At 71.2% G+C, this 11,634-nt stretch carries 11 protein-coding genes; 6 read left to right on the plus strand and 5 right to left on the minus strand.

The features are described from left to right. The first annotated feature begins 44 nt into the window (after positions 1-44). From ACFOW4_RS00230 to ACFOW4_RS00240, 3 genes are all read left to right on the plus strand, one after another. Positions 45-509, plus strand: coding sequence for an Lrp/AsnC family transcriptional regulator (locus ACFOW4_RS00230; RefSeq protein WP_377523350.1), 465 nt, complete (start codon positions 45-47; stop codon positions 507-509). Positions 510-595: 86 nt separating this feature from the next. Then, positions 596-1,120 carry a hypothetical protein gene (locus tag ACFOW4_RS00235; protein WP_377523353.1) on the plus strand — a complete coding sequence of 175 codons (525 nt, stop codon included), beginning with the start codon at positions 596-598 and terminating at the stop codon, positions 1,118-1,120. Between the two features lie 93 nt (positions 1,121-1,213). Then, entirely contained in the window at positions 1,214-1,990 is a 777-nt protein-coding gene (locus ACFOW4_RS00240; protein ID WP_377523397.1) for a class F sortase, read from the plus strand. 5 nt (positions 1,991-1,995) lie between these two features. Here the strand turns inward: ACFOW4_RS00240 and ACFOW4_RS00245 are convergent, their stop codons facing one another. Next, positions 1,996-2,532 (minus strand): HNH endonuclease, encoded by a 537-nt coding sequence (locus tag ACFOW4_RS00245; protein WP_074313833.1) that lies wholly within the window; start codon positions 2,530-2,532, stop codon positions 1,996-1,998. 2,160 nt (positions 2,533-4,692) lie between these two features. Between ACFOW4_RS00245 and ACFOW4_RS00250 the strand changes: the two genes are divergently transcribed. The 3 genes from ACFOW4_RS00250 to ACFOW4_RS00260 all read left to right on the plus strand — a co-directional run bounded on the left by ACFOW4_RS00250 (position 4,693) and on the right by ACFOW4_RS00260 (position 7,938). Then, positions 4,693-5,790 (plus strand): mechanosensitive ion channel family protein, encoded by a 1,098-nt coding sequence (locus ACFOW4_RS00250; protein ID WP_377523398.1) that lies wholly within the window; start codon positions 4,693-4,695, stop codon positions 5,788-5,790. 237 nt (positions 5,791-6,027) lie between these two features. Continuing rightward, positions 6,028-7,428 carry an MFS transporter gene (locus tag ACFOW4_RS00255; protein ID WP_377523354.1) on the plus strand — a complete coding sequence of 467 codons (1,401 nt, stop codon included), beginning with the start codon at positions 6,028-6,030 and terminating at the stop codon, positions 7,426-7,428. A gap of 9 nt (positions 7,429-7,437) precedes the next feature. Then, a complete protein-coding gene (locus ACFOW4_RS00260; protein WP_377523356.1) occupies positions 7,438-7,938 on the plus strand; it encodes a globin in 501 nt (166 codons plus the stop codon). Between the two features lie 12 nt (positions 7,939-7,950). Here ACFOW4_RS00260 and ACFOW4_RS00265 read toward each other — a convergent pair whose 3' ends face one another. From ACFOW4_RS00265 to ettA, 4 genes are all read right to left on the minus strand, one after another. After that, a complete protein-coding gene (locus tag ACFOW4_RS00265; RefSeq protein WP_377523357.1) occupies positions 7,951-8,535 on the minus strand; it encodes a YbjN domain-containing protein in 585 nt (194 codons plus the stop codon). A 132-nt stretch (positions 8,536-8,667) separates the two neighbouring features. Further along, a complete protein-coding gene (locus ACFOW4_RS00270) occupies positions 8,668-9,399 on the minus strand; it encodes a hypothetical protein (protein ID WP_377523358.1) in 732 nt (243 codons plus the stop codon). Continuing rightward, positions 9,396-9,842, minus strand: coding sequence for an acyl-CoA thioesterase (locus tag ACFOW4_RS00275; RefSeq protein WP_377523360.1), 447 nt, complete (start codon positions 9,840-9,842; stop codon positions 9,396-9,398). The genes ACFOW4_RS00270 and ACFOW4_RS00275 overlap by 4 nt, the downstream gene beginning before the upstream one ends. Next, positions 9,835-11,511 carry an energy-dependent translational throttle protein EttA gene (gene ettA / locus ACFOW4_RS00280; RefSeq protein WP_377523361.1) on the minus strand — a complete coding sequence of 559 codons (1,677 nt, stop codon included), beginning with the start codon at positions 11,509-11,511 and terminating at the stop codon, positions 9,835-9,837. Before ettA ends, ACFOW4_RS00275 begins: the two co-directional genes overlap by 8 nt. Positions 11,512-11,634 lie beyond the last annotated feature (123 nt).

Raw genomic sequence — 11,634 nt, forward strand, 5'->3', positions numbered from 1 at the left:
GAAGGCGGGTAGGCGAATGCGCTTCACGAAAGTAAGGTCTGAGCGTGGACGACATGGACTGGGCGCTGCTCCGCGAGTTGCAGGGCGACGCCCGGCTCTCCTTCAGCGAGCTGTCGCGGCGGGTGCACCTGTCGCCGCCGGCCGTCGCCGAGCGGGTCCGCCGGCTGGAGGAGGCCGGCGTGATCATCGGCTACCACGCGCACGTCGACCTGGCTCGGGCCGGCCGTACCGTGGTCGCGCTGATCCGGATGTCCTGCTACGGCGCGCGGTGCATCCTGCACGACCCGGCCGTGGCCGGCTGGCCGGAGATCCTGGAGATCCACCGGATCACCGGTGACGCCTGCAGCGTGCTGCGGGTGGCGGCCGGCTCGATCGGCGAGTTCGAGGGGGTCATCGACCGGCTCGCTCCGTACGGCCAGCCGTCGAGCACCATGGTGCTGTCCACCCCGCTGGACTGGCAGCCGATAACCCCGCTTCCACCCTCCGACGCCGCGCCCCGCCGCCACTGACTCCGCCCCGGGTTTGCCCCCGGGCCAGCGGGAAAGCAGCGTGCCCAGGGGAGGGTTCCGGCGGTCGTCGCCGGAAGGGGGAAATCATGCAGTGTCTTCGCACGATGAACCGCGCGCTCTCGGCAGTACTGACCGTGCTGGGGCTGGTCGGGGCGTTCGTCCTGATGTCGGTCACGCCCGTGTACGCCGGTGAGAACACCTTCGTCGAGGTGACGCCCAACAGCGCCCAGGCCGGTAGCCGGGTCACCATCAAGGCGAGCTGCGACAACAACAACGACAAGCAGGCCACCGTGCACTCCGACGCGTTCGGCCGGGTGATGCTCAGACCGGACAACGGATTCCTGACCGAATCGGTCACCATTCCGGGCAGCAAGGAGGCCGGTGACTATCCGGTCGAGCTGCGCTGCGACAACGGCCAGACGGCGTCCACGAAGCTGACCGTGCTGAACATGGCATCGCCCAGCAAGGGGCCGGCGACCGGGGGCGGCGGCACCGCCGGCGGCCGGGGCACTGGCGCACTGCTGCTGCTCGGGGGTGTGGCGATGGTGGGCGCGGCGGTCGCGCTCGGCATGGCCGGCAACCGGCGGCGGACGACCGGAGCCGGTTCCTGAGCCGCGAGCACCATGACCCGATCCTCAGATCGCGGACGGCCGGCTCGCGACGGCGACCGGGACCGCGACGACCGGGCCCGGGTCGCGGCGGCGCTGCGGGCCTCCGGCCGGCTGATCGCGCGCGCCTCGGCCCGGGTGCGCCACGTGGCCGGGCAGGCGATGTCGGCGAGCGTCGCCACCTCGGACCCGTCCGCCGGGCCACTGCCACCCCGCCGCCACCCCGCCGGTACGCCGCTGGCACGGCGGCGGTTCAGCACCGGACCCGGCGTGCCGGTGCTGGCCGTCGCCGCGGTGATGGTGCTGATCGTGGCGATGCTCGGCGTCGAGCAGGTGACCGGGATCAGCCTGCTGCCGGACCGGCTCACCGCCGGCCTGCGACCACCACCGAAGAAGTTCCCGGTGCTGCCGGCCAGCCGGCCCGTGGGGCTGGCCATCCGCTCGCTCGACCTGCGGGCCCCGGTGCACGACGTGGGCGTCGCCCCGGACGGCACCATCGCCGTGCCGGACGCCGCCCGCGCGCAGGAGGCCGGCTGGTACGACCGGGGCCCCACACCCGGCCAGTACGGCCCGGCGGTGATCGTCGGGCACGTCGACACCACCACCGGACCGGCGGTCTTCCACGAGCTGGAGGAGTTGCACTCCGGCGACCGGGTCGAGGTCACCCGCTCCGACCGCACGGTGGCGGTGTTCGAGGTGAACGCGGTGGAGCGCTTCGACAAGGGGGAACTGCCGGTGGACGAGGTGTACGGCGACTTCAGTCGACCCAACCTGCGACTGATCACCTGCGGTGGCCAATGGGTCGGTGGGGAGACCGGCTACTCCGACAACGTCGTCGTCTTCGCGTCCCTGGTGAAGGCGCGCCGCACCTGACCGGGTCAGGCGGCGGCTTCGGGTTCGCGCAGGTCGAGCCAGTCGGCCCAGCGCGGATCCGGGGCGCGGTGGCCGAGCACCCGCCAGGCGGTGCCCTTGGGCGCGGCCGGCAATGCGTGCAACCGCCAGCCCAGCTCGGCGGGGGTCTTGTCGCCCTTGGTGTGGTTGCACCGGGCGCAGGCCGCGACCACGTTCTCCCAGGCGTGCCGGCCGCCCCGGCTGCGGGGGAACACGTGGTCGATGGTCTCGGCCGGCCCGCGGCAGTAGGCGCACCGCCAGCCGTCGCGGGCGAAGATCGCCCGGCGGGACAGGCCGACGTGGGTGCGGTACGGCACCCGGACGAACCGGGTCAACCGCACCACCGAGGGCACCGGGAGCGCGTCCCGGGCGCTGTGCAGGATGCCGTCGCCGTCGGCGACGCAGACCGCCTTGGCGGAGAGGACGAGAATCGCGGCGCGACGCACCGACACGACACACAGCGGCTCGTAGGTGGCGTTGAGGACCAGCGCGCCGGAGCCCACCGTGGGTCGTATGTCAGGCATCGCGTCACCCTCCCGGTTCAGCGGCTGCTGGGTCACCGCCGCCGACCGGGGCCGGGCACGACGGCCCACCCGACCGACGCCGGGCCGATCACCGACGTCCGTTGCGCCAATAGTCCCTGATCGGACCTCGGATTGCACGTACTAATCCCTCACGGGGTATGAGGATCTTCCGCATCCGGGCGGATCGCCGGCCCGACCTGGGCGAACTCTGCCGTTGCCTGACAGTGGTTGACAGCCCTTGCCGGTCTCAGTTGTGCCGGATCTGTGCCCGATGATCTTCGACACCTACCCCCTGGACGACGGGTACGTGTCACCATCCATGCCGTGGATGACGGTATGGGCCTACCCGCATCGAGGGCTCGCGGTGAACGACAAGTCGTCAAGCGTCTTCGCCTGGCGCTCCTGACATCCGCCGTGGTCATGATGTTGCTGACGGCTGCCGCTGGTGGCCTGTGGTGGAGCGACCGCGATGCCGCGGTAGCTCCGAACGCTCAGCAGGACGGCAAGATCGGGTGTCCGATCTTTGGGGCGGACGTGGACCGCGGCGCGTTCTGTGGCAACCTCGTCCAAGACAGTAGCCGTCGAGCCCTCATCTCCGACGAACAACGCCAGCGGGCCGAGGACGTAGCCGGGTCCGTGCGTACCGCCGCTTCTCATGCCGGCTGGTGCACCTCGTCCAACGACCTTACGTGCGCGCGCCGGCCAGCATCGCATCCGCCTACTGAACAGGACGCCAGCACGGCGCGGCTATGGCTGGGGCGAACCGGGGCGTCGGCCTTCGAGGCGCGACTGGCCCGGGAAGGTGACCCCGCTCCGGTCGGCTCTCTTTTGTACGCGGCACAGTTCGGCACGGCGTGCGTGGTCGGCTACGTGGAGTCGGTGCCCGGAGGTGCCGGCGCCCAGCGGACGGTTGGCCTTCTTTCGAACGGCAACTGTCTATAGCCGCGCGGTCCTCGGGGACCAGGCGCTACTCGATCAAGGGCTGATTCCTACTTCCTGCGGCATTGATCCAGGCCAGGGGCGTAGTCGATCAAACCGGACGACTGCGGCTCTAAGCTGCTGCTACGCCTGGTATGGATAGTCAAGCATGGTCACTGTTGGCTCTCGTTCAACGGCCTGAAAACGGCATGATCTTGGAGAGCAGCTGAGCTGCCCTGGTGGCGTGCCATCGGAGGTGCCGGCCGGTCAAGCCTTGTGGAATCCTGCGCGGGTGACGTGTGAGATATGCGGACGTGAGTTGGTTCTTAACGGCGTGACCAACCTCCATGGACATGGTCCAACCCGGTGGTACTCGTGCTCTCACTGCCCAGTGCAGTTCTACCAAGCCGAGAAGACCGGTGAGTCCTTCTATGGGCCGCACGCCCCGATAGACCAGCAATGGGCGGCCGGTTACCCAGCCACCGCAGACTCGTCGGACCCGAGTGCCACGCTTCACGCTGTGGGCGACGGGACCCTATGCGGTCTCCCACGGCAGCAGGTGACGGTGTACCGGCATCACTTCGATCCATCGCGGCCCAATGCATGTGCCGCCTGTGTGGCTGCCGCGCAGGAAGTCGACGCCCGCTGGCCGGCAGAGAAGCGGTGACCCTTCCGGTCGTCGCCAGGTAGTCACCCCCGCCGCAACTCCCCCGGCTGCGCCTCCTAGCCATCCCGGAGTGCCCGAGAACCCCGCCGGAGGCAGTGCCCTTCTCCCGCTCAACATCGAAGCCCCGGATCTGCCAGTACCCATGGCGGCCCGGGGCTTCGTCGTCTGTCGCGCCGCCGGCGGGCTAACACCGACGCGCTGGCGGCCGAAGGCCAGAGGCGCGGCGGCGGGCCATCGGCCCGGCCCAGGTTCGGCGGCGCGAGCGGCCCGCGACGCGGGCCGCCTTGAAACCTACGTGCACTGGCTGCCGAAGAAGGACCGACCGCGCGGCCTGGTCGGCCAGCTGCTACGGCAAGCCGGGGGCCAGCGGCCCAAGCCTTCCGCCACCCAAAATTGGAGCTAAGTTGTGCCCTGGTTGTGCCCGATGATCTTGGTGAGGCGTTTTTCCAGGTCAGAGCCGGTCTACGGCGGCCATTCGGGGACTTCACGTACTAATCCGGGGTCCCACATGAAGCTTTTCCCGCCCCTGCCACGATGGCCGGTTCGCCCCTGTCCGGACCTGCTCTCGGCGGCAGATCACCCGCCGGTGGGTCGGCGTCGGGCGGAGCCGTCCGTTGCGGTACGAAGTCACAGTGAGTGTCGCCAGCCTGATCCCCTTCGCCCTGTCCGCCGACGTGCCGCCCGACTGCCAGGGCAGCACCTACTGCGAGTGGATCTACACGGTGACCGACTCGGCCTGGTTCGCCGAGGGCAGCTACTGGATCCTGCTCAAGCCGCTGCGGGTGCTGCTCATCCTGGCGCTGGCGATCGTGGCCCGCTGGGCGGTGCACCGGACGATCCACCGGCTGGTCCGCACCACCTCGGTCGGCGCGGTGCCGACGATGCTGCGGCCACTGCGCGAGCGGGTGCCGACCGCCGCGCTCGACCCGGCCGAGTTCGTCCCCGAGCGGCGCCGGCAGCGGGCCGAGGCGATCGGTTCCGTGCTGCGCAGCATCACCACCGCGTTTATCTTCGGCATCGCGCTGCTGATGATCCTGCGCGAGTTCAGCTTCGACCTGGCTCCGCTGCTGGCCAGCGCCGGTATCGCCGGCGTCGCCCTGGGCTTCGGCGCGCAGACCCTGGTCAAGGACCTGATCGCCGGCCTGTTCATGCTGATCGAGGACCAGTACGGCGTCGGCGACACCGTCGACCTGGGTGAGGCGACCGGCGTGGTGGAGTCGGTCGGGCTGCGGGTGACCACGGTCCGCGACGGTCGCGGCGTGCTCTGGTACATCCGCAACGGCGAGATCGTCCGGGTGGGCAACAAGAGCCAGGGATGGGCCCTGGTCGTGGTGGACTTGCCGATCGGTTTCTCCGGCACCGAGGAGGCGACCGCGGTGCTGCGGACCGCCGCGGCCTCGTTGGCGCTGGACCCGGAGCTGTCACCGGAGATGGTGGAGGCGCCGGAGGTGCTGGGCGTCGAGCAGATGACGGTGGACGGCGCGGTGATCCGGACGGTGGTGAAGACGACCGCGGACGGGCAGTTCGCGGTCGGCCGGGAGCTGCGCCGGCGGTTGGCCGAGGCGCTGGAGAACTCCGGGATCACCGCGCAGATCGCCGCCGCCCGGCGCTTTCCGGGCCTGCCGGACCGGCCGCCCGCAGACGGCGAGACCGGCCAGGGCGGGGCGACCTGATCCGTCGGTGACGCTGGCCGACGATGTCGGGGTCGCGAGCCGGCCAGCCCCTCGGGTATCGTCCGTTCGTTCAGTCGGAGATGTGACGATCGATCCGTTCGCCCTAGCCAGTCGTCAGACGATCGGGCAGAATCCGGGGCACGCGTTTCCGCTGGAGCGGGATCACGTCCTCGCTGATCCGTAGATCTGATGAGAGTTCCCGGCAGGTTCGTCACGAGCGGCCGACCCCGGGGGCCGATGGAGGCGACGGTGCCCGACGAGCGACCTTCCGCGGTAGGCCCGGCCACCTTCCGCGAGGTGTTCGCCCAGCGCGAGTTCCGGGCCATCTTCGCGGCGAGCGCGCTGTCCTGGGTCGGCGACTACATCGCCAAGGTCGCCGTCACCCTCCTGGTCTACCAGCAGACCAGATCCGTCGCGCTCTCCGCCGCCGCGTTCGCGGTGAGCTACCTTCCCTGGCTGGTCGGCGGCCCGGTGCTCGCCGCGCTGGCCGAGCGCCACCCGTACCGGCGCGTGATGATCATCTGTGACCTGGTCCGGATGCTGCTGATGGCGGTCATCGCCATTCCCAACCTGCCGGTCCCGGTGCTGCTGGTGCTCCTCTTCACCGCGACGCTGGCCAACCCGCCCAGCCAGGCGGCGAAGTCGGCGCTGATGCCGCTGGTCCTCACCGGCGACCGGCTGGTGCTCGGGCTATCGTTGAACAGCAGCGTGGGCCAGGCCGCCCAGGTGCTGGGCTACCTGTTCGGCGCGGTCGTGGCCGGAATCGACCCGGCCGTCGCACTGCTGATCAACGCGGCCACCTTCGCCCTCTCGGCGCTGCTGGTCCGCCTCGGCGTGCGGGAGCATCCGGCGGCGATGGCCGCCGCGCACCGCAGCCACCTGCTGCGGGAGACCGGCGAGGGGTTCCGGATCGTCTTCGGCACGCCGGTGCTGCGGGCGATCGCGGTGCTGGTGTTCAGCGCGATGCTCTTCTCGATCGTGCCCGAGGGTCTGGCCGCCGGCTGGGCCAACGACAACCACGGCGATCTCGACGCGACCATGGCGCAGGCCGTCATCATGGCCGCCAACCCGGTCGGCTTCATCCTCGGCGGGCTGCTGGTGAGCCGGCTGTTCGGCCCGGCCCGGCGGCTGGCCCTGATGCGCCCGCTGGCGGTGCTGGCCCCGGTGGTCCTGGTGCCGGCCCTGTTCAACCCGCCACCCCTGGTGGTCGCGCTGCTCGCCGCGCTCTGCGGGTTCGCGGTGGCCGGCATGCTGCCGATGGCCAACGGGCTCTTCGTGCAGGCGCTGCCCGCCGAGTTCCGGGCCCGCGCCTTCGGCGTGATGGCCACCGGCGTCCAGGTCATCCAGGGTCTGGCGGTCATCGTCACCGGGCTGCTCACGGAGTGGTTCGCCATCCCGACGGTGGTCGGGGCGTGGAGCGCGGCCGGGGTGCTGCTGATGCTGCTGGCCGCCCTGCGCTGGCCGGACCGGCAGACGGTCGAGGGCACGATCGCGGCGGCCACCGCCGCCAACGCCGCCGTCGACGTTCCGGCGACCGGCGCTGCCGTCCGCACGGGGCGGACGGAGGCGGCGCGCCCCGGCGCCGACCCGGTCGGCCCGAGCGGTGGCGACGCTCGCCGCCGGCACGCGGTCACCTGACCGGCGGGCGTGAGCCGACGCACAGCCGGTGCCGGGCGTCCGGGCCGGGACGCTCCGGGCCGCACCTGGCAGGATGGAACGGTGAACCCCGCAGGTGAATCCGACCGTCCCGGTGCGTCGATGACCCTCTTCGAAGCGGTCGGCGGCGAGCCCACCTTCCGCAAGCTGGTCGACGAGTTCTACGCCGGCGTCGCCACCGATCCCCTGCTGCGCCCGATGTACCCCGAAGAGGATCTGGGCCCGGCGGCGGACCGGATGACGCTGTTCCTCATGCAGTACTGGGGCGGCCCGAACACCTACTCCGCCCAGCGCGGGCACCCGCGGCTGCGGATGCGGCACGCGCCGTTCCGCATCGGCGCCGCCGAGCGGGATGCCTGGCTGCGCAACATGCGCCGCGCCGTGGACCGGCTCGACCTGGAGCCGGAGATCGCCAGCACCCTCTGGGACTACCTGGAGCGGGCCGCGTACTTCATGGTCAACGTGGCGGAGGACCCCGCCGCCGACGCCTGAGCCGCGGCGGCCTCAGAGCAGGGCGCCCTCGTCGTGCAGCCAGTCGACGAAGCTGGTGGCCACGGCGGCGCCGCAGTCGAGCATCTCGACCAGCAGCGCGTCGTGGGTGCCGGCACCCAGCGGCACCTGCAACTCGGCGTAGATCGGCAGCTGGCCGCGCTCGGTCGGGTCGCCGATGTACGCCTTGCAGAACCGGCGGGTGTGGTTCCACTCGTTGACCACCCGGTAGGCGCGATCGGCCCAGTCCGGCGGCACGGTGGCGTGTGGGCGGGCCCGCATGACCAGGATCTCGTCCTCCGGCCCTTCGAGGGTGACCAGCACCGCGTGCCGCTCCCACATGGCCAGCAGGTTGCCGTCGCCGTCGGCCAGGTATCGCACGTCGAGCAGGTCCAGCGCGTCGCAGACCCGGCTCAGGGTCACCGGCGCGATGGTGCCGGGCATTTCCGTGAGCACGGGTCGTTCGCTGCCCGCGCAGTCGTCCCCCGGCTGACGGGGGCTGGGCGGCCCGACCCGGACCGCGCTGTCCACTGTGATCCCGCTTCGACCTTCCGGTTCGCCGCCCTCGGCGGGACCGGGGCGCCATGACCACCACGGCATCGCTCGTCGCACCTCACTCCCCAGCGGATCCAGCCGCCTACGGTGCGTTGGATCCGAGGATGGACGGTACCCGGACAGCCGGGTTGAAGCATCCCCCCAACGCCAGCCCCAGGCCAGAAGAATGACCACGGGTCATCCTTTCGGACGACCACCGGTGGGCGTGACGACAAGATCAGTGGCCTTCTGCGACCACGCGGCTCCGTATGGTCCCACCAGCCCGACCCAACGGCCGGCCACCCGCACGTGCACCCCGCCGTCGGGCGGGGCTTCGCCCGCGCCCAGGAAGCCCATCCGCACGAGCCCCTGCACCAGCCGCTGCGGCACCTCGACCGGTGGACCGGGCGGGTCGTCGGGGGTGACGAGCACGGCCACGTGGTCGAGCAGCGCGTCCCGCAGCGCACGCTGACCGACCGCCCGGCCGGCCACGCCGTGCTCGGTCGCGGTACGCAGGGTGCCCGCCGCCGCGTCCGCGATCCGCCGCAGGTCTCCGGCGGGCAGCGTCTCCACCGCCCGACTGCGCGGCGGTGGCAACGGCCAACGCCAGTCGGCGTCCCGGCGCGCGGGCAGCGCCCCACCGCCCCGCTCCAGCTCGGCCAGCAGCTCGGCGGCGGCCACCGTGGCGTCGACGTCCGGCTCCGCGGCCGCCGCGGCGGCGACCGTCCGGACCACCAGCACCTGCCACGGTAGCCGGGCCCAGAGGGCGGTCCGACCGGGCACACCGGCCGGGCGCAGCCGGATCGGCGCGCCGGGATCCAGCCGGACCAGCCGGGCCAGGAAGGCGCCGGCGTCGCGCACCCCGGCGATGCCGTGCCCGGGCGGGCCGGCGTCGACCCGACCCGGCCCGGCCGCGCCCGGCCGGGTCACGCCGATCCGCCCTGCGGGGCGTAGGTGAGCAGGAACTCCCGCTCCTCGGCGCTGATCCGGCGGGGCACCTGCCGGGTCAGGTCGAACGGCACCAGCACCGAGCGGGCCCGGCTGGCCAGCACCTCGCCGTCGTAGAGCTCGTAGGCGACGGTGAACCGGGACGCCCGGATCTCCTCCACCCAGAGCTCGATGCGCACCGTGGGCGCGGTCTCCGCGGTGGCCCGGCCCAGCGCGTAGTCGACCGGGCGCAGGTAGTCGACCTCGTGCCGACGGATGACCACACCGTCGGCGAACGAGCCCACTCCCCAGGCCCGGCCGCCGGCGAACATCAACGCCACCCGCGCCTCCTCGTAGAGCGTGAGGAAGCGCGAGTTGTTGACGTGGCCGTACGCGTCCAGGTCCGACCAGCGCAGCGTGCAGTGGTAGACGAAGCGGTCAGTCACGGGTGAGCTTGCGGTAGGTCACCCGGTGCGGCCGGGCGGCCTCCGCGCCGAGGCGGTCGATCTTGTTCTTCTCGTACGCGTCGAAGTTGCCCTCGAACCAGAACCACTTGGCCGGGTCCTGGTCGTCGCCCTCCCAGGCCAGGATGTGCGTGGCGACCCGGTCGAGGAACATCCGGTCGTGGGAGATGACCACGGCGCAGCCGGGGAACTCCAGCAGCGCGTTCTCCAGGCTGGAGAGGGTCTCCACGTCCAGGTCGTTGGTCGGCTCGTCGAGCAGGATGACGTTGCCGCCGATCTTCAGCGTCAGCGCCAGGTTGAGCCGGTTGCGCTCGCCACCGGAGAGCACCTTGGTCGGCTTCTGCTGGTCCGGGCCCTTGAAGCCGAACGCGGCGATGTACGCCCGCGACGGCATCTCGACCTTGCCCACCATGAGGTAGTCCAGCCCGTCGGAGACGACCTCCCAGACGGTCTTGTCACCGTCGAGGCCCTGCCGGTTCTGGTCGACGTACGACAGCGAGACGGTGGGACCGACCCGGACCTCGCCGCCGGTCGGCTCCTCCAGCCCGACGATGGTCTTGAACAGCGTGGTCTTACCGACGCCGTTCGGGCCGATGATGCCGACGATGCCGTTACGCGGCAGCGAGAACGACAGGTTGTCGATCAGCAGCCGGTCGCCGAAGCCCTTGCTGAGGCCGTTCGCCTCGATCACCGTGCTGCCCAGGCGCGGGCCCGGCGGGATCTGGATCTCCTCGAAGTCGAGCTTGCGGGTCTTCTCCGCCTCGGTGGCCATCTCGTCGTACCGGTCCAGGCGGGCCTTGGACTTGGTCTGACGGGCCTTGGCGTTGGAGCGGACCCACTCCAGCTCCTCGGTGAGCCGCTTCTTCATCTTGGCGTCGCGGCGCCCCTCAACGGCCAGCCGGGCGGCCTTCTTCTCCAGGTAGGTGGAGTAGTTGCCCTCGTACGGGTAGGTCCGGCCGCGGTCCAGCTCCAGGATCCAGTTGGCCACGTTGTCGAGGAAGTACCGGTCGTGGGTGATCGCCATGACCGTGCCGGCGTACTTGGCCAGGTGCTGCTCCAGCCAGGAGACGCTCTCCGCGTCCAGGTGGTTGGTGGGCTCGTCGAGCAGCAGCAGGTCGGGCGCCTCCAGCAGCAGCTTGCACAGCGCGACCCGGCGGCGCTCACCACCGGAGAGCTGGGTCACGTCGGCGTCCGGCGGCGGGCAGCGCAGCGCGTCCATGGCCAGTTCGAGCTTGGAGTCGATGTCCCACGCGTCGAGATGGTCCAGCTCCTCCTGGAGCTTGCCCATCTCCTCCATCAGCTCGTCGGAGTAGTCGGTCGCCATCTGCTCGGCGATCTTGTTGAACCGCTCCAGCTTGGCCTTGGTCTCGGCGACCGCCTCCTCGACGTTGCCGAGGACGGTCTTGGCGTCGTTGAGCGGGGGCTCCTGGGCGAGCATGCCGACGGTGTAGCCGGGCATCAGCCGGGCCTCACCGTTGCTCGGCTTGTCCAGCCCTGCCATGATCTTGAGGAGGCTGGACTTACCGGCGCCGTTCGGACCGACCACACCGATCTTGGCCCCCGGCAGGAAGTTCAGCGTCACGTTGTCGAGCACGACCTTGTCGCCGTGCGCCTTGCGCGCCTTTTCCAGGACGTAGATGAACTGGGCCACGGTGCGGGCTACCTCCGTAGGTTGCGACTGGGCCGGCGGGCGCGGGCGCGGGCCGGAACCTCCACCCGCCGCCGCCGGCCGGGAGCCGGCTGCACGCACGCCGTCGTCAATCCTGACAGGTAC

Source organism: Micromonospora sp. GCM10011542 (assembly GCF_042650685.1).
Classification (GTDB): Bacteria; Actinomycetota; Actinomycetes; order Mycobacteriales; family Micromonosporaceae; genus Micromonospora.

Bases quoted from the DNA above. Each gene is read 5' to 3' on its own strand.
- ACFOW4_RS00235 (WP_377523353.1), top strand. From the start codon at position 596: ATGCAGTGTCTTCGCACGATGAACCGCGCGCTCTCGGCAGTACTGACC.
- ACFOW4_RS00255 (WP_377523354.1), top strand. From the start codon at position 6,028: ATGGAGGCGACGGTGCCCGACGAGCGACCTTCCGCGGTAGGCCCGGCC.
- ACFOW4_RS00265 (WP_377523357.1), bottom strand. From the start codon at position 8,535: ATGCCGTGGTGGTCATGGCGCCCCGGTCCCGCCGAGGGCGGCGAACCG.
- ACFOW4_RS00245 (WP_074313833.1), bottom strand. From the start codon at position 2,532: ATGCCTGACATACGACCCACGGTGGGCTCCGGCGCGCTGGTCCTCAAC.